Annotated in this window: 22 protein-coding genes, 1 tRNA gene and 1 riboswitch; of the genes, 6 read left to right on the top strand and 17 right to left on the bottom strand. The window is 46.6% G+C overall.

The genetic code is table 11. The features are described from left to right. Positions 1 to 2: 2 nt before the first annotated feature. Together ubiE and rmuC are read right to left on the bottom strand one after the other, a co-directional pair. Positions 3 to 785 (bottom strand): bifunctional demethylmenaquinone methyltransferase/2-methoxy-6-polyprenyl-1,4-benzoquinol methylase UbiE, encoded by a 783-nt coding sequence (ubiE, locus tag VNE01S_RS13675; RefSeq protein WP_053396172.1) that lies wholly within the window; start codon positions 783 to 785, stop codon positions 3 to 5. 57 nt (positions 786 to 842) lie between these two features. Continuing rightward, entirely contained in the window at positions 843 to 2,393 is a 1,551-nt protein-coding gene (rmuC, locus tag VNE01S_RS13670; RefSeq protein WP_053396171.1) for a DNA recombination protein RmuC, read from the bottom strand. Between the two features lie 170 nt (positions 2,394 to 2,563). Here rmuC and VNE01S_RS13665 point away from each other — a divergent pair, with 170 nt between their 5' ends. Further along, positions 2,564 to 3,469, top strand: coding sequence for a DMT family transporter (locus VNE01S_RS13665; protein WP_053396170.1), 906 nt, complete (start codon positions 2,564 to 2,566; stop codon positions 3,467 to 3,469). Between the two features lie 97 nt (positions 3,470 to 3,566). Here the strand turns inward: VNE01S_RS13665 and VNE01S_RS13660 are convergent, their stop codons facing one another. The 3 genes from VNE01S_RS13660 to ftnA all read right to left on the bottom strand — a co-directional run bounded on the left by VNE01S_RS13660 (position 3,567) and on the right by ftnA (position 5,791). Further along, a complete protein-coding gene (locus VNE01S_RS13660) occupies positions 3,567 to 4,760 on the bottom strand; it encodes a BaiN/RdsA family NAD(P)/FAD-dependent oxidoreductase (protein WP_053396169.1) in 1,194 nt (397 codons plus the stop codon). Positions 4,761 to 4,866: 106 nt separating this feature from the next. Next, entirely contained in the window at positions 4,867 to 5,190 is a 324-nt protein-coding gene (gene uspB, locus VNE01S_RS13655) for a universal stress protein UspB (protein WP_053396168.1), read from the bottom strand. Positions 5,191 to 5,263: 73 nt separating this feature from the next. Then, on the bottom strand, positions 5,264 to 5,791 hold the full coding sequence (ftnA, locus tag VNE01S_RS13650) for a non-heme ferritin (RefSeq protein WP_053396167.1): 528 nt from the start codon (positions 5,789 to 5,791) through the stop codon (positions 5,264 to 5,266). Positions 5,792 to 5,945: 154 nt separating this feature from the next. On the opposite strand from ftnA, the gene VNE01S_RS13645 reads away from it, so the two are divergent. Next, on the top strand, positions 5,946 to 6,371 hold the full coding sequence (locus tag VNE01S_RS13645; RefSeq protein ID WP_053396166.1) for a universal stress protein: 426 nt from the start codon (positions 5,946 to 5,948) through the stop codon (positions 6,369 to 6,371). Between the two features lie 56 nt (positions 6,372 to 6,427). Then, positions 6,428 to 7,309 (top strand): carboxylate/amino acid/amine transporter, encoded by an 882-nt coding sequence (locus VNE01S_RS13640; RefSeq protein ID WP_053396165.1) that lies wholly within the window; start codon positions 6,428 to 6,430, stop codon positions 7,307 to 7,309. Positions 7,310 to 7,362: 53 nt separating this feature from the next. Here the strand turns inward: VNE01S_RS13640 and VNE01S_RS13635 are convergent, their stop codons facing one another. Next, a complete protein-coding gene (locus VNE01S_RS13635; RefSeq protein WP_053396164.1) occupies positions 7,363 to 7,950 on the bottom strand; it encodes a hypothetical protein in 588 nt (195 codons plus the stop codon). Between the two features lie 100 nt (positions 7,951 to 8,050). After that, positions 8,051 to 8,830 carry a class I SAM-dependent methyltransferase gene (locus tag VNE01S_RS13630; protein WP_053396163.1) on the bottom strand — a complete coding sequence of 260 codons (780 nt, stop codon included), beginning with the start codon at positions 8,828 to 8,830 and terminating at the stop codon, positions 8,051 to 8,053. A 163-nt stretch (positions 8,831 to 8,993) separates the two neighbouring features. On the opposite strand from VNE01S_RS13630, the gene asnC reads away from it, so the two are divergent. Continuing rightward, a complete protein-coding gene (gene asnC / locus VNE01S_RS13625) occupies positions 8,994 to 9,458 on the top strand; it encodes a transcriptional regulator AsnC (protein WP_053396162.1) in 465 nt (154 codons plus the stop codon). A gap of 30 nt (positions 9,459 to 9,488) precedes the next feature. Here asnC and tsrA read toward each other — a convergent pair whose 3' ends face one another. Both tsrA and VNE01S_RS13615 read right to left on the bottom strand, forming a co-directional pair. After that, complete coding sequence (tsrA, locus tag VNE01S_RS13620) at positions 9,489 to 9,773, bottom strand: H-NS-like global regulator TsrA (RefSeq protein WP_053396161.1); 285 nt, start codon at positions 9,771 to 9,773, stop codon at positions 9,489 to 9,491. A gap of 80 nt (positions 9,774 to 9,853) precedes the next feature. Beyond that, the gene (locus tag VNE01S_RS13615; RefSeq protein ID WP_053396237.1) at positions 9,854 to 11,017 is read right to left on the bottom strand and encodes a multidrug effflux MFS transporter; all 1,164 of its coding nucleotides are present in this window, start codon (positions 11,015 to 11,017) and stop codon (positions 9,854 to 9,856) included. Between the two features lie 139 nt (positions 11,018 to 11,156). Between VNE01S_RS13615 and VNE01S_RS13610 the strand changes: the two genes are divergently transcribed. Both VNE01S_RS13610 and VNE01S_RS13605 read left to right on the top strand, forming a co-directional pair. Beyond that, positions 11,157 to 12,098, top strand: coding sequence for a LysR family transcriptional regulator (locus VNE01S_RS13610; protein WP_053396160.1), 942 nt, complete (start codon positions 11,157 to 11,159; stop codon positions 12,096 to 12,098). A gap of 85 nt (positions 12,099 to 12,183) precedes the next feature. Next, positions 12,184 to 13,974: an aminopeptidase P family protein gene (locus VNE01S_RS13605; RefSeq protein ID WP_053396159.1), complete on the top strand. Its 1,791-nt coding sequence runs from the start codon at positions 12,184 to 12,186 to the stop codon at positions 13,972 to 13,974. 83 nt (positions 13,975 to 14,057) lie between these two features. Here the strand turns inward: VNE01S_RS13605 and thiH are convergent, their stop codons facing one another. The 8 genes from thiH to VNE01S_RS13565 form a co-directional block, all read right to left on the bottom strand. Beyond that, positions 14,058 to 15,170 (bottom strand): 2-iminoacetate synthase ThiH, encoded by a 1,113-nt coding sequence (thiH, locus tag VNE01S_RS13600; protein ID WP_053396158.1) that lies wholly within the window; start codon positions 15,168 to 15,170, stop codon positions 14,058 to 14,060. A 14-nt stretch (positions 15,171 to 15,184) separates the two neighbouring features. Next, the gene (locus tag VNE01S_RS13595; RefSeq protein ID WP_053396157.1) at positions 15,185 to 15,949 is read right to left on the bottom strand and encodes a thiazole synthase; all 765 of its coding nucleotides are present in this window, start codon (positions 15,947 to 15,949) and stop codon (positions 15,185 to 15,187) included. 4 nt (positions 15,950 to 15,953) lie between these two features. After that, complete coding sequence (gene thiS / locus VNE01S_RS13590; protein ID WP_053396156.1) at positions 15,954 to 16,163, bottom strand: sulfur carrier protein ThiS; 210 nt, start codon at positions 16,161 to 16,163, stop codon at positions 15,954 to 15,956. A gap of 12 nt (positions 16,164 to 16,175) precedes the next feature. Then, on the bottom strand, positions 16,176 to 16,937 hold the full coding sequence (locus VNE01S_RS13585) for a HesA/MoeB/ThiF family protein (RefSeq protein WP_053396155.1): 762 nt from the start codon (positions 16,935 to 16,937) through the stop codon (positions 16,176 to 16,178). Beyond that, positions 16,927 to 18,195, bottom strand: a complete 1,269-nt coding sequence (locus tag VNE01S_RS13580; RefSeq protein WP_053396154.1) for a thiamine phosphate synthase — start codon at positions 18,193 to 18,195, stop codon at positions 16,927 to 16,929. The genes VNE01S_RS13585 and VNE01S_RS13580 overlap by 11 nt, the downstream gene beginning before the upstream one ends. After that, the gene (gene thiC / locus VNE01S_RS13575) at positions 18,195 to 20,135 is read right to left on the bottom strand and encodes a phosphomethylpyrimidine synthase ThiC (RefSeq protein WP_053396153.1); all 1,941 of its coding nucleotides are present in this window, start codon (positions 20,133 to 20,135) and stop codon (positions 18,195 to 18,197) included. Before thiC ends, VNE01S_RS13580 begins: the two co-directional genes overlap by 1 nt. A 159-nt stretch (positions 20,136 to 20,294) precedes the next feature. Beyond that, a riboswitch (TPP riboswitch) is annotated at positions 20,295 to 20,393 on the bottom strand. A gap of 63 nt (positions 20,394 to 20,456) precedes the next feature. Beyond that, a complete protein-coding gene (gene crcB / locus VNE01S_RS13570; protein ID WP_053396152.1) occupies positions 20,457 to 20,840 on the bottom strand; it encodes a fluoride efflux transporter CrcB in 384 nt (127 codons plus the stop codon). Positions 20,841 to 21,190: 350 nt separating this feature from the next. Beyond that, positions 21,191 to 21,267, bottom strand: a tRNA-Trp gene (locus VNE01S_RS13565). Positions 21,268 to 21,321 lie beyond the last annotated feature (54 nt).

The raw sequence follows: 21,321 nt of genomic DNA, 5'->3' as shown, positions 1-21,321 counted from the left end.
CCTTAGAACTTGTAACCACGGTGCAGAGCAACGATACCACCCGTCAGGTTGTAGTAGTTGGTTTTATCGAAACCCGCGTCTTCCATCATGCCTTTCAGTGTTTCTTGATCTGGGTGCATGCGGATCGATTCTGCAAGGTAGCGGTAGCTTTCTGCATCGTTCGCGACTAGTTCGCCCATTTTTGGCAATAGGTGGAACGAGTACGCGTCGTAAATTTTTGACAGTGGGTCAAACACTGGCTTAGAAAATTCTAATACCAATAAGCGACCACCTGGCTTAAGCACGCGGAACATAGAGCGCAGTGCTTTGTTTTTGTCTGTTACGTTACGCAAACAGAAACTGATGGTGATCGCGTCAAAATAGTTGTCTGGGAACGGCAGTTCTTCTGCGTTCGCCTGAACATAATGAACATTACCCACAATACCAATATCACGCAGTTTATCGCGACCGACATTCAGCATTGAATTGTTGATGTCGGCTAGGATGACGTGGCCTTTATCACCCACCATACGGGAAAATTTAGCCGTCAAATCACCTGTACCGCCACCTAGGTCAAGTACGCGTTGACCCGGACGAACACCACTACAATCGATCGTAAAGCGCTTCCATAGACGGTGAATACCACCAGACATCAAGTCATTCATGATGTCGTATTTTGCTGCGACAGAGTGGAATACTTCCGCCACTTTCTCGACTTTTTCTTCTTTTGCTACGGTGGTGAAACCAAAGTGCGTTGTTTCACTCGATTCTAAAGCTGTATTCGATTGCACGCTTGTATCCGTCATGATGTTTCCTCTTCAAGCAGTACTGATAAATAAAAATGACCTGAGCACTGCGGGCGATTAGTTTACTTTATCCTCAGCCGGATGTCTTTGTGCGATAGGCTCATTTTTATTCAGCGCTGTATTTTCTGTGAGCCCATCGTAGTGCGCCATTTCGGTCAGTTTGGTCGATATCGGCCGTTTGACCTCCACGCCCAGTTGCTTAAAGCTTTCAGCTTGTCGGATAACGTTGCCGCGGCCCGTCGCCAATTTATTCATCGCGCCTTGATAGTTTTGGTTTGCGCGATCCAGCGCGCCGCCCAAGCTTTCCATATCATCGACAAACAATCGTAACTTGTCATAGAGCTTACTGGCCCGCTCTGCGATCACTTGCGCGTTCTGGTTTTGCCTTTCATTGCGCCATAAATTGTCAATCGTACGCAGCGCCACCAGCAAAGTGGTGGGACTGACCAAAATGATGTTTTGCTCCATCGCGTCTTTGACCAAGCTTGGGTCGGCCTGAATCGCGACCTGAAACGCAGGTTCTACCGGAATAAACATCAATACATAATCAAGGCTCTGGATGCCCTTAAGCTGATGGTAATCTTTTTGCGATAAGCCTTTGATATGTGCTCGAAGCGCAAGTAAGTGGTCACTTAGGGCTTTATCTCTTTGGGTATCCGTTTCAGCGTTGAAGTAGCGCTCGTATGCCACTAAAGCGACTTTGGAGTCCACCACCACTTGTTTGTCTTGCGGTAAGTGAACAATCACATCCGGTTGATAACGCTTGCCCGCTTCGTTTTGCAAACTGACCTGGGTTTGGTACTCATGCCCTTCACGCAGGCCGGATTCTGCTAACACGCGAGCGAGTACCACCTCACCCCAGTTGCCCTGCTGTTTGTTGTCACCTTTTAAAGCTTGGGTCAGGTTGACTGCTTCGCGCGTCATTTGCTCGTTTAAGCGCTGCAGGTTTTTCAACTCGTGGACCAGGGTATGGCGCTCTTTGGCTTCGACGGTAAAGCTGTCGTTGACTTGTTTTTTAAACCCTTCCAGTTGGTCTTTCAACGGTGACAACAACCCTTCTAAACTTTGGCGGTTTTGCTGGTCAACTTTGGCAGTCTTGGCTTCAAACAACTGGTTGGCCAAATGCTCAAACTGCTGTTTTAGGCGTTCTTCGGCCTTCTCAAGCAATTGAAGCTTTTCATGGTTGGCTTTGTTTTCTTGTTCGTGGCGCGCTTCTTGTTCCCGTAGCTGAGCTTCAAGCTGAGATTTTTGCTCGCGAATACGGTTGAGGTCATCGGCGTACTGCTGCCTTTCTTGTTTTACGGCTTCGAAATAACGTAGCTTCTCCATCACCGCCATCAGTTTGCCGTGAGACTGTTTTAGCTCGTACGCCGCTTTATCTCTTTCACTATCTAGCTCATCAAGCTCTTGTTGCTGTTGTTCAAGCTCACGCTGCAATTGGCTAATTTGATTGCCGGAGAGTTGTTGGCTGGACTCTAACTGCTGCTCCATAAGCTGATGACTAAACAGCATTTTTTGCTTAATCCACCAGCCAACGCCTAACCCACTTACCACGGCGCCACTGAGCGCGCTGATGATTAGGCTCTGATTCTCTAGAATCCATTGCATAATAAAGGTTTAACTCGTTTTTCATCTATTGATTTAATGGTATTTTAGCACTGGATAAATGTCCAGTTTGCCGGCTAGATATCGAACAGATAGACTGGGCTCACCGTATTCCATCCCATTTTCTAAATAACAAGGGAAGTTACCCATTTTGGGTTTATGCAAGGAGCATTATGAACGAACGTCGCGCGCTAGGGTTCGGCCTGTCTGCCGTCCTATTGTGGTCAACCGTGGCCACAGCCTTCAAATTAACTTTGGCTGAGTTTACGCCTATTCAAATGTTAACGGTGGCCAGCATCGTTTCTGCCATTATTCTGATCGGTATTTGCGCGGTGCAAGGCAAGCTCTCTTTACTACCACGTACCTTTCTGTCCAACCCTTGGTATTACTTACTTCTTGGCCTGATCAACCCACTCGCTTATTACATCATCCTGTTTAAGGCCTATGATTTGTTGCCTGCCTCACAAGCGCAGGCGATCAACTACAGTTGGGCGATCACATTGACGCTGATGGCTGCCTTTTTCTTGGGGCAAAAGATCCGCAAACAAGACTGGATTGCCTGCTCACTGAGTTATTTTGGTGTGATTGTGATAGCAACCAAAGGCGATATCCTTGGGCTCAACTTTGAAAGTCCCCTCGGCGTGGGTTTAGCTTTACTGTCCACACTGCTATGGGCGGGCTACTGGATTTTAAATGCGAAAAACCAAGCCGATCCGATTGTGGCCGTGTTATTGGGTTTCTTAGTCGCGATCCCTTTCGCAATAGGTATCAGCCTCTATGAAGGGGCAAGTTGGTCTCACATTACCACGCAAGGTTGGCTGGCCGTCACTTATGTCGGGCTGTTTGAGATGGGTGTGACTTTTGTACTTTGGCTTAGTGCGCTGAAGCTTACTCAGAATACCGCGCGCATCAGTAACCTTATCTTTGCCTCACCGTTTATTTCGCTGATCCTGCTGTCGACCATTATTGGTGAAGAGATTCACCCCACTACACTGATTGGGTTGGTACTCATTGTGGGAGGCCTAGTGATCCAACAGATCAAATTTGGCAAAAAAGATCTCTCACAAGCTACGGGTTAACAATTTATAAACATCCGAGAAGTGAGATACTTTTTGCCGATAAAAGTAATATGCCGGACACGTCCGGCATATTTTCTGATTCATTGAAATTGCGAACCTAAACCCACTGCCCGGCCACAAATCCAGAACTCCAGCACCATTGGAAGTTGTAGCCACCTAACCAGCCCGTCACGTCCATCACTTCACCAATAAAGTAGAGTCCTTTAACGTTTTTGCATTCCATCGTCTTGGAAGACAAATGATCGGTATCCACACCACCCAGCGTGACTTCGGCGGTTCTGTACCCTTCGGTACCGTTAGGCGCGATATGCCAGTTTTCTAATGTTTCGGTAATGTGTTTAAGCTGCTTAGGACCAAACTGCTTAAGCGGTTTGTCTTCCAACACTTTTCTTTCGATCAGCACTTCAACCAAGCGTTTTGGCAACACTTTTGACAAGGTGTTTTTGAGTGTTTGGTTTGGGTGCTTCTCCAACGAGCGTTCAATCAACTCGTCCACATCCACTTCGGGCACTAGGTTGATGTTCACTGGTTCACCCGGTTTCCAATACGACGAGATTTGCAGTACCGAAGGACCAGACAAACCACGGTGGGTAAACAGCAAGGCTTCTTTAAAGACCTTATTATTTTCTGATTTGATCTCGACCGGAATCGCGATGCCCGACAGATCCGCAAAATCTTCTTTGTCTTCTTTGTGCAAAGTAAACGGTACTAAGCCCGCCGTGGTTGGTAGTACAGGTAAACCAAACTGCTCTGCAATTTTATAGCCAAATGGTGTCGCACCCAGCTTTGGCATCGAGAGGCCGCCTGTTGCCACGACTAAAGACTCACACTCGATAACGTCGGTATTCGAATGCAGCACAAAACCAGAGTCACTCTTTTCAATATGGTGGATATCTTGCTTGTAACGCTGCTCGACAGAAGGCAGGTCACACTCTGCCATCAGCATTTTCACGATGTCTTTCGAATCGCAGTCACCCACACAGAACAGTTGGCCATGATCGCGCTCTTCAAACTCAATCCCATGCTTGTAGATCATCGAAATGAAATCCCAGTTGGTGTACTGAGCCAGAGCGGATTTAACGAAATGAGGATTGCTACACAGATAGTTTTTGGCCGTCACATCGTAGTTGGTGAAGTTGCAGCGCCCGCCACCTGAAATCAGGATTTTCCGGCCTGGCTTTTTCGCGTGGTCGAGCACCAGAACTTTACGTCCGCGTTTGCCTGCTTCTGCAGCACACATTAAACCCGCAGCACCTGCACCAATAATGACGACATCAAACTTTTCTGCCATGACAACTTCTCAACGTAAACCAATAAAAAAGGATGTGCATACAGCACATCCTTGGCAATTTAGGTCGCTATTCTATCGGTATTCTGGCTGCTTGCCAATTCACCAATCAGAGAATAAATGAAGCAAAGAGAGTCACACCCACCAAGGATGCGGAAAGGATAAAAAGCTCTCGAACGCGTTCACACTTACCCGTAAACACCTCATCATGATGGTGATGGTATTCTTTGGTTTTTAGGTAGTGATAAAGCCTGACTTGTTTGGTGACATTGCCATGCGTGGTAAAAAAGCCATTGCCATCAACTTGTTGGTATAACAGTGGATGGGCTTCACGCATAATGTAAATCAGAGAACGCAGCGCTGTCAGGTATCTCGCAATATTAACGATAGTGACCAGCATAAGCGCAAATAGAATGGTATCGGCATTGATCATCTTTTCCTCCCTACATCTTCATTTGATGCCCAGAAGAAAAAGACGATCTTACTAGAGAGTCTTTCGCTGAAAGTTATTCAGCAGGGGCATCCATAATAGAAGATGAACCTTCTTTTGCTAGAGCCGCTAGATCTTTATCGATAAAGAACAGCGCTTTGCCATCTTCACCAACCAGTTCCAGCTTATCTAAAATCCCTTTAAATAACTTCTCTTCCTCGTGCTGCTCAGCCACGTACCACTGCAAGAAGTTGAAAGTTGAGTAGTCTTGAGATGTAAACGCCAGATGAGCAAGCTTATTGATTTTCGCGGTAATCATTTGCTCGTGCTCGTACGTTTCACGGAACACTTCACCCAGGCTAGCAAACTCATGGTTTGGTGCTTCAATTGCACCTAGAATTGGCATTGCTCCTGTTTCACTTACATACGTAAACAAACGCTGCATGTGCTCCATTTCTTCTACGGCATGCGCTCGTAAAAACTCAGCTGCGCCTTCAAAACCTTTGTCTTCACACCAAGCACTCATTTGTAAGTATAGATTGGATGAGAAAAATTCGAGATTAATTTGCTCATTCAATTGATCAACCATCGCTTGTGCAAGCATTTGCCACTCCTACTAAGTCTATGAACTTAAACTGACTATAACATGACTGCAACGATAACACTTTGTCGAATGAATGTGGATCTGAGATCATGGCGGCATAAATTATTTATCCTTGGTGCTAACCTTTAGATAGTCACCTAAAGGAGCTAGCACTATGACTTATAAACATATTTTGGTTGCCGTCGACCTAACTGAAGACAGTAAACTTCTGATCGATAAAGCGGTTTCACTGGCTAAACCGCTTGGCGCCGAAGTCTCGTTTGTTCACATTGATGTTAACTATGCCGAGCTTTACACGGGCCTTATCGATATCAATTTAGCAGAAACACAACATCAAGCGATTCAAGCTTCTCAAACACAGCTACAAAATTTTGCTGATCACGCCAACTTCCCGATTAAACATACGTTGGTAGGCAGTGGCGACCTTGGCAATGAGCTGTGCGAGACTATCCAAGAATTCAACTTTGACCTTGTGGTATGCGGACATCATCAGGACTTTTGGAGCAAACTGCTTTCATCAACCAGACAACTGATTAACTGCACGCCTGTTGACCTATTGGTCGTGCCACTTAAAGACTGATAGTTAACCAGTTTTGATATAGACTGCAGAGCAATTATTGATAATGAGTATTAATCATGGGTTATCTCTCTGCAGTCACACTATTGTGGGCGTTCTCGTTCAGCTTGATCGGCGTTTATCTTGCTGGTCAGGTTGATTCGTGGTTTTCTGTGCTGATGCGCGTAGCATTGGCCAGTATCGTGTTTATTCCTTTCTTAAAGTTCAAAGGCGTCGATAAATCGCTTATCGCCAAACTCATGGTGATCGGGGGTTTTCAGCTCGGCCTGATGTACTGCTTCTACTACCAGTCTTTCTTGTTGCTGTCGGTTCCGGAAGTTCTGCTGTTTACGGTGTTCACTCCGATTTATGTCACGCTGATTTATGACTTTCTCAAGGGACGTTTCTCACCTTGGTACTTAGTCACTGCGATCATCGCGGTTGCAGGCGCAGCCTTCATTAAATTCGCTGGCATTAACGAAAACTTTATTTTGGGCTTTTTGGTCGTTCAGGGCGCGAATATCTGTTTTGCGATCGGTCAGGTGGGTTACAAATACCTGATGGAGAAAAAGCCACTCGATCTCCCTCAGCACGCCATTTTTGGTTACTTCTACCTTGGTGCTTTATGTGTCGCACTCGTGGCGTTCGCGCTGATGGGCAATATCGAAAAGATGCCAACCACCAGCACCCAATGGGGCATTTTGATTTATCTTGGCTTGATTGCTTCTGGCCTGGGTTACTTTGCTTGGAACAAAGGTGCAACCATGGTGAACGCGGGTGCACTAGCTGTAATGAATAACGCGTTGGTTCCGGCCGGTCTGATCGTCAATATTGTGATTTGGAATCGCGACGTCGACTTGCCTCGCCTTGCGATTGGCGGTGCAATTATTATGTTTTCACTCTGGTTCAATGAGACTTGGGTAAAACGAAAAGTGGCACAGAGTTACCGCTCAGCCAGCTAAAACGAAAAACGCTCTCCAATTGGAGAGCGTTTTTGTCAGGGTCTCTGTCACACTCAGTGCACCTTGGACTCATTTTGTACTTCGAGCAAGCCCGGCAGTAAATTCGGCACATCAGAGCGAGTATCTAATTTCTCTTCTAATCTGCGTTGGCGCTTTAACAACTTATGTTGTTTCTTCGCCAATTTGAGTAATTTCTTCTGCTGCTTGTAATGCTTCTTCAGCGCCTTCTTAGCTTTCTTCAACGCCTTTTTATCTGAGATATCGATTGACGCGACAAGTGAAGATTGAGCTGCGATTTCCGTCTCATTTGATGGTGCCGTAACGGTAGCGCGCGCTGATTTTTCTTTGACTCGCTCGATCACGCGGCGCACCGCCTGCGCTTTTTGCTCATCTTTCACTTTTGCTGGTGCGGCTTGCTCAGGAAGCGCTTCCGCCAATAAGCCACACGCTCTTTGTTGCTCGATAGATTGGCTTTGGCATTGTTGGGGAGGTATTGCTGCTGGCTTACACAAGGAGCCTTTTGAAGCCGACGAACGCGCGCAAGAGCGACACATAAATTGAGGTTCAACAACCAGACGGTGAATATCACCAAGGTTTTCCGCTATCTGCTTGCGACTCATTTTACACAGACGTTTAGCCATACCATTACCTAAGCTAAGAATACGAATAATTCTTAGTAAGATATACTCTGACATGAGTTATTAAGCAAGCACTAAATTATGTTTTGCCGTACTCTGTGGGTTAAGTCATAGAGGCTTTGACATACACGTCGAAGCGGTTCTTTTTGGTTTCAATCGCCATCGTCGGTTTGTGCTCTGCCAGCCAGTTTGCGTAGTCTGGCCTTTTCACCACCACCCTTTTTGTCGCCAGGGCTAAAGCGGGTTCTAACAAGTTATCCGCATCCAGATCAGCCCCGACTAACGACTGAAATACGCGCATCTCTTTTTTAACCAATGCCGATTTCTTTTTGTTTTCTGGATGCGGATACATTGGGTCGAGATACACCACATCCGGTTTGGTAAAACTCTTATCTTGAGCTAAATCGTCCAGTGCAGTGTGGCTAGACGCATGAAGCAACGACATACGCTCACTGACCCAACCGCCAATTTCTTCGTCTTGCTTAGCGCGCTCTAAGCCATCATCCAATAATGCGGCCACCACTGGGTGACGCTCTACCATTTGTACCTTACAGCCTAACGATGCCAGCACAAAGGCGTCTCGACCTAAACCCGCAGTCCCATCGAGAATCGTTGGCGTCGCCCCTTTATTGAGCCCCGCCGCTTTCGCGATGGCCTGCCCTTTACCACCACCAAATTTACGTCGATGCCCAACGGCGCCACCAATCAGGTCAACGTAAATTGCGCCTAATTTCGGTTCGTCTGTCTTACGTAGTTCTAATCTTTGTGGGGTAAGCACCAAAGCGAACTCGCTGTCTTGGCAGTGAGTCAGCCCCCAACGTTGAGCGATGGTTTCTAGCTGCTCATTTTGATTAGGGTCTTCACAAATAAGTTGTATCTGCACGAGATGCTCCGATGGTGGTAATTGAACAAGCGCAAGTGTAATGGATTTTACTGGGGGGTACTAATTTCTTCGCCAAGAGAGCACAAATACACCTAGTAGTTCAGGCTCAATGCGCACTAGAATAAAGGCTCATTGTAGAGAATCATGTTTATGGGAGAGCAGTATGCACGCGCACAACACAAAACTGGACGATTTGGATCGTGCTATCTTGAAGACGCTGATGGAAGACGCACGAACTCCCTATGCTGAAATGGCGAAGCTCTTTGACGTGAGCCCAGCCACGATTCATGTGCGTATAGAGAAAATGAAATCGGCAGACATCATTCAGGGTACAGAAGTGATCGTCGATACCAAAAAGCTCGGCTATGACGTGTGCTGCTTTATTGGGATTAACTTAAACGCGGCGCGTGACTACCATTCTGCGTTAGAAAAGCTCAATGCGTTGGAAGAAGTCGTCGAAGCCTATTACACCACTGGCGCGTACAATATCTTCGTGAAGTTGATGTGCCGTTCGATTGAAGAGCTGCAATATGTGCTGATCGATAAGCTGCAAGCGATTGATGAAGTGCAATCCACCGAAACGCTAATCTCGCTGCAAAACCCGATCAACCGCAATGTGAATCCATAATAAAAAGGCTCGCGTTTGCGAGCCTTTTTATTAACGAGATTCTAGATATTTTTGGAGGTCTTCTACCGAGATACCTTGCTCAGCAATGGACTTCGCCATCAATTCGACCTGTTCATCTTTACGCGCTTCAATCACTTGTTGAAACTGGTAGACAATGTCGCGCAACATATGAAGTGGTACTTGTTTTGCCGCACTGCGAATACGTTCACCACTCTGGTTGCCAAGCTCGTTAAGCAATTTGCCAAACATAATTTTTTCTGGAGATTCTTCTAGTTGCTCCAGTACACGAGCCATCTCATAAGTTGTCATCGACATCTTTAGTATTGTTCCAAAATTTTTAAGGAGAGAAGGTCAAATATACAACGTTTTCAATTCGCTTCAAAGCAAATAACTCGCTATTGTGCGACAGCGCTGTGCCAGCTTTTACCGCTCTTACTCATCAGTATCAATAATCCTGGAACCACGATCAACATGTGGGTCGCAATCATGGTTTGCGGCTCTAAACCTAAACGCTGCACTGTCCCGACTAATAAGCCAGAACCACTCATTTGGAATAAGCCAAGTAAAGCCGCTGCCGTTCCTGCTTTGTCTCCAAATGGTGCAAGTGCTTTACCTGCCGCTCCACCAAGAATCAGCGCGAAGCCAACCGATGAGAAGAAGATAGGCGTCATAAAGGCCAACGCCGTTTGCTCATGAGCAAGGATAAGCATGAGGATGCCACCCAATGCTAGCGTCACAATACCCACAATCAGCGTCACGTGTGTGCCATATTTGTCCATCAGCTTCGGTGCCATCATGCAAGCGATGATATTCACGACCGCATTCACTCCGAACCACATGCTGAACTCATTCATCGACAAACCATAGTTTTCCATCAGTACCACGGGCGCCGATGTGACATAAGCCAGAATCACCGCCATCGCCAGCAAACAAAGTGATGCATGGAAAACAAATGATGGGGTCTTTAATACAGCCATGTAGCGGCTCGGACGAAAAACAGGTTCCGTGCTCGGTGCAGGATTGGTCTCTTTCATAAAAATAACCATTGCCACGAGTGAGATGCTGGCAAAGCCTGCCAAGAAACTAAAGTTGGCGCGCCAATCAAATTGCTGCGTTAACCAGCTGCCTAAGATCGGTGCCATTGCCGGGATAAAGCAGATCGCGCCATTGAGGTAGCTGATCATTTTGCCACTTTTTTGCGGGCCAAAGATATCGCGAACTGTTGCAAAGGCTGCTACCGATGTCGCGCACGCACCTAAGCCTTGTAGCAAACGTGATACCAACAACCATTCGATGTTCTGAGCGCTCCACGCCAATAAAGCACTCATCGCATAGATTGTGATACCACCCAATGCAACAGTTCGACGTCCTAGTTTATCTGCTAAAGGTCCAGCAAAAAGTTGCCCTACACCCATAGCAAATAAGAACCATGTAATCGTGTCTTGCGCCAATGCATGTTCCACGTGAAACGCAGCCGAGATAAGAGGTAATGCTGGTAGATAGATATCAATAGCAAGCGGGCTAAATAGCACCAGTAGTGTCAGCAGGACAAGTTGCATTCTGCTGTTTGCGGCTGGTTGAGTGGTTTGCACTGGAGTCTCCACAATAACAAATGAAATTGACCGTATTGTAGGTTAAATTTAGATATGCCAACCAATGATTATTCATCATTAAAGATATTCCATATAGGAAATTCATATGAATCTGGAAAAGCTGGTTCGAATCGATATCAATCTACTGGTCTGCTTAAAGGTCCTGCTTGAAGAGTTAAATGTGACTCGCACGGCACACAGGCTTTGCCTTAGCCAGTCAGCCATCAGTAAAAACTTAGCCAAGTTGCGAACGCAATTTGATGATCCCCTGTTTGTACGCCACTCCCATGGGCTCACTCCAACGCCAAAGGCATTGTTCCTCAAACCCAAAATCGACCTTCTTATTAACCAACTCGAACAGATAACCCAGCCAGAAATTTTCTCGCCAGAAACCAGTTCGTACCGATTTCAAATTGCCACCGTGGAAAGTGTCTATCCCCTGATCTTACCGCATTTCCTTCCAGCGATATTTCATCAAGCCCCCGGGGTTACCATCAGTACCCACGCTTGGTCAGATAACACATTTAAAATGCTACAGCGTGGCGAGCTCGATTTAGGACTTACAGGTAAAGACATCGATATCAATGATGCCAAGCTCACCTTGCTTCCACCCAGTGATATCTGCGAACAGGAGATTTACCGAGATAATCAAAAATGCTTAGTCAGAAGCGACCACCCTGCACTCTCGCAACCGTGGAACCTACAAAGCTATTTATCCTACCGACATGTGCAAGTCAGGTGTGATGGCAACGACCGCTGGCTACTCGACTATCGCTTAGCCGACATTGGCCACGAACGAGATATCGCGATTACCGTGCCAGATTTTAACAGTGCCGCAAGTTTGTGCTCGTATACGGATTTCATCTTTACTGCTCCGAGCCATTTTGTTGAACTCGCCTCCGAACAAATGGGCTTATCGGTATTGCCACTGCCCATCGTGTTTCCGCCCATGGCCTATACCTTGTTCTGGCATAGGGACAGAGAAAATGACCCTGCGCTGTCTTGGATACGCCAGATGATCACAGATAAAACGACACCATTGAGATAATTTGCAGCCATTCTTTAAAAAGAGTAGCTTATCTCCATCGTCCGCACACTGAATGGACGCCTGATACATATTGAAGGATTAACAGATGCTAACAACGACAGAACAACGTCTGACTGCCATCAGAGAATGGCTCTCTCAGCACCAGATTGACGCTTTACTTGTCCCACATGAAGATGAATACCTCGGCGAATACGTACCTGCGCACAATGAGCGCCTTCACTGGCTTACAGGATTTACTGGCTCTGCTGGTGCCGCAGTAATTACACAAGAAAAAGCAGCGATTTTTGTCGATGGACGTTACACCGTTCAAGTCACCAAACAGGTTCCTGCTGAGCTGTTCGAGTACCGCCACCTAATCGAAGAACCCGCGTTAGACTGGATAAAAGAAAACGTAGCAAACGGCGCGAGTATCGCGATTGACCCACGCATGCACAGTTCTGCCTGGTTAAATGCCGCTCAAGCAAAACTGGCGGGCGCATTCGAACTTAAGATTCTGGATACCAACCCTATTGACCAGATCTGGCATGACCGCCCAGAACCATTCGTGTCAGAAGTGCGCCTAATGCCAACAGACGCTGTAGGTCAATCAAGTGAGAGTAAGCGCAAAGAAGTCGCCGAGTTAATCAAGCAAGCAGGCGCAGATAGTGCGATCATTACTGCGCTGGATTCGGTTTGTTGGCTGTTAAATGTCCGTGGTTTGGATGTGTCTCGTTTACCCGTTTTATTGTCGCACGCAATCTTACACAGTGATGCCAGTGTCGAGTTTTTCTTAGACCCAGCGCGACTGCCTGCCGACTTTGAATCCCATGTTGGTCCTGGCTTATCGGTACACGCACCTGAGCAGCTTCAGTCTCGCCTTGAAGCTTTGCAAGGCAAGCAGGTTTTACTGGACCCTGCCATCAGTAACGCTTGGTTTAAGCTTGTGTTGCAAAACTCTGGTGCTAGCGTTGTCAGTGCCGCGGATCCTTGCTTAATGCCAAAGGCTGCCAAAAACGACGTCGAAATCGCCGGCATGAAAGCGTGTCATATCCGCGATGGCGTTGCGATGACTAAGTTCCTGTGCTGGTTGGATAGTGAGGTCGCATCCGGCAACCTACACAATGAAGCCACTCTCTCGGATACGCTTGAGAGTTTCCGTAAGGAAGACCCTACTCTGATGGACTTGAGCTTTGATACGATTTCGGCTGCTGGCAGCAATGCCGCTATGTGCCACTACAACCACGAAAACCAGCCAGAGCCTGGCCAGTTAGAAATAGACACACTCTACTTGGTCGATTCAGGTGGCCAGTACCTAGATGGCACCACAGATATCACGCGCACCATTGCGATCGGACAGCCAAACGAAGAAATGATCAAACAGTTCACGCTGGCCCTAAAAGGTCATATTGGTGTTGCACGCGCGCGCTTCCCGAAAGGCACTCGCGGCTACCAAATCGATACACTTGCTCGTCAGCATTTGTGGGCGGAAGGCTATGACTATGACCACGGCACAGGTCATGGTGTCGGTCATTTCCTCAGTGTTCACGAAGGTCCGGCAAGCATTTCTAAGAAGCATGTCGATGTTCCTTTGCTTGAAGGCATGGTGCTTTCAAACGAACCTGGCTACTATCGCGCAGATGCGTTTGGTATCCGTATCGAGAACTTGGAGCTGGTTGTTGAAAAACAGACGTCAGGCGACTTCCCTGTCTTAGCCTTCGAATCACTGACCCGTTGCCCAATCGACACACGCAATATCAATGTCAACATGTTAACCCGGCCAGAACTTGCATGGTTAAATGACTACCACCAAAAAGTATGGGATGACATTAGCCCATTGGTTGAAGGCGAAGTGAAAGAATGGTTACGAGCTGCGACACAACCGTTGACGCATGCTTAATCCATAAACCGATTCGTTAAAATGCAAAAGGGATTGATGACATCATCAATCCCTTTTTTAATGTTTCACGTGAAACATGATCACTAACCAGAATATACGGAATGCCAATCACGCCACACAGGATCGAATCCTCTGGCGCGAATCATCGCTTCTACCGACTCGGCGCTGCGTTCATCGCTGATCTCAAACTGCTCCAGCTCAACATCATCATTCGCATACCCCCCAGGTTGGGTCTTGGATGCAGCTGACATCGAGGTAATCCCAAGAGGCAATACGTTATCGCGGAATTCCGGTGACTCTCGCGTAGAAAGTGATAGCTCTACTTCAGGGTTGAATAAGCGATAAGCACAAATGAGCTGCACTAATTGCTTATCAGTCATCACTGACTTAGGTTGCAACGCCCCTGCACACGGACGCAAACGAGGAAAAGAAATCGAGTAGCGTGTTTTCCAATACGCCTTTTCAAGGTAGTCCAGATGAGCCGCGGCATAGAAGCAATCTGTACGCCAGTCTTCCAGACCGATCAAGGCACCAATACCAATTTTATCAATCCCGGCTCGGGCTAATCGATCCGGGGTTTCTAAGCGAAACTCAAAGTTCATTTTATTGCCACGCAAATGGTGCTCGGCATAGGTCGACGGGTGATAAGTCTCTTGATACACCATCACGGCATCTAACCCAAGTGTCTTAAGTTCTGCGTAGTCTTCTTCTTCCAGAGGCTGCACTTCCATCGCGAGATAGTTAAAGTGCTGCTTAATTTGCGGTAACACTTTACGAAAGTAGTTCATCCCAACTTTGGTTTCATGCTCTCCGGTCACCAACAACACACTGTCAAACTTCATCTGTTTGATTGCTCGAATCTCGGCATCGATTTCCTGCTCGCTGAGCGTTCTTCGCTTAATGCGGTTCTCCATTGAAAAACCGCAATATGTACAAGCATTCGCGCACAAGTTAGAAAGGTAAAGCGGGATATAAAGCGACATGGTGTTACCAAAACGCTTACGCGTCAGAGCTAAAGACTGTTGTGCCATTTGCTCTAGATACGCTTCAGCGGCTGGAGATATCAAGGCTTTAAAATCCTCGAGATCACGTTTGGTTTTACTCAGCGCACGCTCTACATCTCTGGCTGTCTTCGCATTGATCGACATAGACACATCGTGCCAATCGAGCTCGTTAAAACGTTCGACGAAACTCATTTTTTACCTCCGCGCTAGTTATCTAAAAAGGAGGTCAACGGGCTTGATGCCACCGCATGAGAAACCTTTCCAGCTAAACCCGCTTCATACGCCATCCTTCCCGACTCGACGGCAATCTTGAAAGCTTTTGCCATTGCGACAGGGTTTGATGCCGCAGCAATTGCCGTATTAACCAAAACAGCGTCCGCGCCCATTTCCATCGCGCGCGCAGCATGTGAAGGCGCACCTATCCCAGCGTCAACAATAACCGGAACCGTCGCTTGGTCGATGATGATTTCAATAAAGTCGTGTGAAACAATTCCCTTGTTAGAGCCTATTGGCGCGCCCAACGGCATCACCGCAGCACAGCCCACTTCCTCTAGCCGTTTACATAAAACGGGGTCAGCATGGCAATACGGCAAAACGGTAAAGCCATCTTTTACCAACTGTTCAGCAGCGGATAACGTTTCGATGGGATCAGGCATAAGATATTTAGGGTCCGGATGAATTTCGAGTTTCAACCAGTTGGTTCCTAATGCTTCTCGCGCTAAGTGCGCGGCAAAGACGGCATCTTTTGCGTTCTTGGCACCGGAGGTATTTGGTAGCAAGCCGATACCCATATCGACAATCGGTTTGAGAATATCATCTTGTTGATTGTTCACGTCGACACGCTTTAGCGCCATCGTTGCTAATTGCGAACCTGATGCATTAATGGCTTCGGCCATCAATTGGCTGTTGGCAAATTTACCTGTGCCTGTAAACAGTCGAGATTGGAATGTCTTATTTGCAATAGTCAGCATGCGATTACCCTCCTGCAATTGCTTGAAAAAGTGATATCGCATCACCGTCATTTATGTGTGTACTCGACCACTCACTGCGCGGTACAACGCTATTATTAATTGCAAACACGCACCCCATTTCTGGTAACGAAAGCTGTTCTATTATCTGGGCCAGTGAGCTATTTCTCGGCACCGTATGAGCTTGCTCGTTAATTACAACTTGTATTATATCCATGTCATTAACTCTCTATCTCTGCTGGGCACAAACACTGCATTGCTTATCTTGCCTAACAGCGAAGCATTGCCACTGTAATGTCGTTCCATCAAATACGTTCAATTCATTGGTTTGGAAATTGAAGTGGCCTGTAGCCAATAATTGAATAGTCGCCAATGCTTGGTAGTTACCCATCGTCCCAACAACCGGGCCGATGATCCCGCTGTCACTACAACGAGCAGGTTGGCTTAGTTCCTCATCCGGCACTAAACATTTGTAACAACCATGGTCAGTATTCTCTCTGAAATCGAACACAACAAATTGCCCTTTCCAGCCAATGGCCGAAGCGGAGATCAAAGGTGTCCGTTGCTGATAGCACGCTGCGTTGATTAGCTGCCGAGTGGGCAGGTTATCACTGCAATCAAGCACGACATCCGCCAACATCACTTCAAGATTCAACTGCTCTGGACCAAGCCGTGTATTCAATTGACGGATACTAATATCGGGATTGATGGCTTTGAGTTGCTCGCCCATCGCGTGAACTTTGTCCAAGCCGATATCATTTTCTCTATAGATAAGTTGTCTTTGCAGGTTGCTTTGTTCAACCTGGTCATCATCACTAATTACCAACTTGCCAACCCCTGCGGCCACGAGGTACATAGCAGCGGCACTGCCCAAACCTCCACAGCCAATAATAAGGACTGTCGAATTTTTCAAGGCAACCTGCCCGCTTTCTCCAATCTCGGGCAGAGCAATCTGGCGTTGGTAGCGTAAAAAATCGTGATCATTCAACATGGCTTGGCTCCCTAATCTCTTTAGGGAAACGCATCAGTTGCTTAAACGAATCAATCACCTCTTTAGGAGATGAAGCAAGAGTAATGGCGCGTACAACCGCTAAGCTCGATACGCCACATTCCCAAACTGATTTGGCATTATTCAAATCAATACCACCAATCGCAACGGTTGGGACACCTACCGATTCGCCATATGGAATGGTATTAATAAGTTGCTGATAGAGCTCTAATCGAACGAGTCCCTGGGGTTTGGAGGGCATCTGCTTGGTAGTGGTGGGAAAAATATGCCCTAATGCGATGTAACTCGGCGCTATTTGGACAATCCTAAGCAGTTCATAATAACCATGGGTCGATAAACCGAGTCGAATGCCAGCACGGCTTAACTGAGTTAAGTTTGACTCTTCAAGATCTTCCTGGCCCAAGTGAACACCATAAGCGCCATGCTTGATCGCAAGTTGCCAGTAGTCGTTGATAAACACCTGAGCGTCCGCTTGATTCCCTAACTCAATAGCGCGCTTAATTTGCAGTTCTAGGTCGTCTTGAGCGGGGTTCTTTATTCTTAGCTGAACCGTTTTGACTCCTAGATCTAATAAGCGCTCGACCCATTCGACACTGTCGACCACTGGGTACAAACCCAAACTTGCTTTCGTCAAAGTAGGAAATTGGGTTGTATGTTTCCCGACACCCCAACCGACTTTGATGCCAAGTCTGGTATCTTCTATCACTGGAGTCGGAAATTGATCGAACTGATTGGCCCATGTTCCACGTGAAACATTCACCATCGCGCGCGCTAAAGTCAGACAATCTTCAATAGGGAAATCGAGCGCTAACAACGCAGCAATCCAAGAGAAATGCGTCTTGTAAGTTTCATGGCTGCATGACGCTGCCTTGAAAGACAGTGCACGTACTTCCTGATCAAGAGGATGATGCCACATATCGAGAGACTGATTGCCATCCTCTACCGACAGGTAGATAGCATGCTTAGGTCGGTTTACCAGTTCATGCAAAGAGCATTGGTGAGAGTAATTGAGCAAGTAGAAAGATGAATATTCTTGGTCAGAAACCGCAGAGGCTTCAGTATAAGTATCAGCCACAAGTCCAATACTCTCATCTTCCTTAATCACTTGAAGTACATGAGTTGGGCTAACACCCAACTCAATATCATCAACTAAGAATCCTTGCTCTTTTGCTTGCAACAAGCACTGCTGAATCAAACCTGTCAGTTCGATGACTTCAGCAGGAATAAGGATTTTAGTCATTACTCCTCCGCTTGCGCAGTGACTGCTGGGTGATACAGCTCAGAACCCGTTGCACGAAACTCTTCTGATTTTTGACGCATACCTTCAAGCGGATCATCAAGCAGTTTTACTGAAATAGCCTGATCTGCAGCAACTTGTTTTGTGTCTTTCGCGTATTCGCGCACTTCTTGGGAAATTTTCATTGAACAGAACTTAGGTCCGCACATTGAGCAGAAGTGAGCCACTTTGCCTGACTCTTGCGGAAGAGTTTCATCGTGGAAAGTGCGAGCAGTATCCGGATCTAAAGCTAGGTTGAACTGGTCTTCCCATCTAAATTCGAAACGTGCTTTGGATAGTGCATTGTCACGAACCTGCGCTCCAGGGTGCCCTTTCGCAAGATCGGCGGCATGAGCCGCAAGTTTATAGGTGATTAGGCCGGTCTTAACATCTTCTTTATTTGGTAGCCCCAAGTGTTCTTTTGGCGTTACGTAACAAAGCATCGCACAGCCGTACCATCCGATCATTGCGGCACCAATGCCGGAGGTAATATGGTCATAGCCAGGAGCAATATCAGTAGTAAGTGGACCAAGCGTGTAGAAAGGCGCTTCATGGCAATGTTCCAGCTGCTCTTCCATATTCTCTTTGATCATGTGCATTGGCACGTGACCAGGGCCCTCAATAATCACTTGTACATCGTATTCCCAAGCAATTTTAGTTAGCTCACCTAGGGTACGTAACTCTGCAAACTGAGCTTCATCATTGGCGTCAGCGACAGAACCAGGGCGCAGGCCATCGCCCAATGACAGCGCAACATCGTACTTCGCACAGATTTCACAAATCTCGCGGAAGTTGCTGTAAAGGAAGCTTTCTTGGTGATGAGCAAGACACCATTTAGCGATAATTGAACCACCGCGAGAAACAATACCCGTTACACGTTTAGCCGTCATTGGCACATAACGTAGTAATAGACCCGCGTGAATAGTAAAGTAATCGACACCCTGCTCAGCTTGCTCAATAAGCGTGTCACGCATCACTTCCCAATTCAGGTTTTCGGCAATACCATTTACTTTCTCTAAGGCTTGGTACATAGGCACAGTACCGATAGGCACTGGGCTGTTACGTAAGATCCATTCGCGCGTCTCGTGAATGTTTCGCCCAGTAGATAAATCCATTACTGTATCGCCGCCCCAACGAGTCGACCAAACCAGCTTCTCTACTTCTTCCTCAATCGAAGACGTCACGGATGAGTTACCAATGTTCGCGTTAACTTTGACTAGAAAGTTACGGCCAATGATCATGGGTTCAGATTCAGGGTGGTTAATGTTGGAAGGGATGATGGCACGCCCTTCTGCAACTTCTTTACGTACAAACTCAGCGGTAATATCTTTAGGTAAGTTCGCCCCAAAACTCTGGCCGGGGTGCTGTTGATTCAGCACTTCATCACGGTATTTGGCGCGCCCCATATTTTCACGTAGCGCGATAAACTCCATTTCGGGCGTAATAATACCTTTACGAGCATAATGAAGCTGAGTAACACACTGTCCTTCTTTCGCACGTCTTATACGCGGTAAGTTCCCATAACGAAGCTCATCAAGCGTATCATCTTCTAGCCTCTCTTTGGTGTACACCGAACTGACGTCATCGAGGATTTCAGTATCTGAACGTTCCTCAATCCATGCTTCTCTGAGCTTCGGTAAGCCACTGTAGAGATCAATTGAGTAATCTGGGTCTGTATAGAACCCCGAAGTGTCATATACGCGTATAGGTTCGTTTGGTTTGAAAATGGGTGACTCTTTAGTACCACCAACTAAGCTGTCAGCAAGCGTAATTTCACGCATTGGAACACGAATATCAGGACGTGAACCTTCTACGTATACTTTCTTTGAGTTTGGGTATGGTTGTACCGATAGAGTATCAATAAACTGTTTTGCTTCCAGTCTCGCTTGTTTGCGACTCGACATAGCATTTTTCCTTGCTTTGTTATGCTAGATAAAAAGATTTTGGATAAAAATGCTTGGCGGATAGATGCGACAAGAGGTGTCAAACTGTGGCTTAGTAGAACGTTATACTTATACACCACGTTTGAGTTTGTGATAGGTCAGCCAGATAGAACTCTAGCGTAGATATCTTCTCCTGTTCCCTTCGCAGGTGTTAGCCTGATCAGGTTCAACGGATCCCGAATTAACGGTCTCAGCCTTATGGCACTCCGACAAGTTGTACGAGTATATAAAATCGGCTTGGATAAACCAAGCCGACCTGTATAAATTTAACTCAGATGATAACTAACTTTTAATCAAAAGTTGAAAGCCAACCCAGGCAGCTGAAATACTTAATATGATATTAAGTAAGATATTTAAGCCCATCTTAAAAAATGCACCCTGCTGAAGCAAAAGGACATTATCCATAGAGAAAGTAGAAAACGTGGTGAGGGCTCCTAAAAAACCTAAGCCGACGATCTGACGCCATGGTTCAGTTGCTAGAGTGCCATTTTCAAACGCAGCTATAAGTAATCCCATTAGGAATGAGCCAATGACATTGACTGAAAGTGTACCGTATGGAAATCCACGGCCAAACAAAGTAATACAAAACTCAGATATCAGGTAACGAGAACAGGCACCAAAAGCTCCGCCGACCGCAATAAACCCTAGTATATAAAACTGCCCCATAACTCCCCCCTTGTTGGATAGCGATACATTGTAGCGGTAAGTGCTGAACTTTCGAACAACAAATACAAAGCTATGCCTCAAACATTGTTTGAAAAATAGAAAGTTACAGGCGTCACATTGTTGGTCATTCTTAAATAGTGAACTGCATGAATGCAAAAAAGCCTTAGTCTTTCGACTAGGGCTCTAAATATTGTTGGGGGGCTGGCGACTCAGAGATTCGAACTACTGGCATACGCTATTTCTAGTAATACGGGAGAATACGATGATCTATCAAGATGATCTATCAACTGGAGACTTAATATTCTAATCAAACGAAAAAGGCTCCAGTCTTTCGACTAGAGCCTTAAATATGGCAGGGGTGGAGAGATTCGAACTCCCAACACGCGGATTTGGAATCCGCTGCTCTGCCAATTGGAGCTACACCCCTGTAGATCTTTCGAATTTTAGATTCGAAAAAACCTCGCTAAAAGCGAGGCTATCG

It is taken from the genome of Vibrio nereis NBRC 15637, assembly GCF_001591105.1.
In the GTDB taxonomy this organism is placed as follows: Bacteria; Pseudomonadota; Gammaproteobacteria; order Enterobacterales; family Vibrionaceae; genus Vibrio; species Vibrio nereis.
This window is presented reverse-complemented; position numbering and strand designations above follow the sequence as displayed.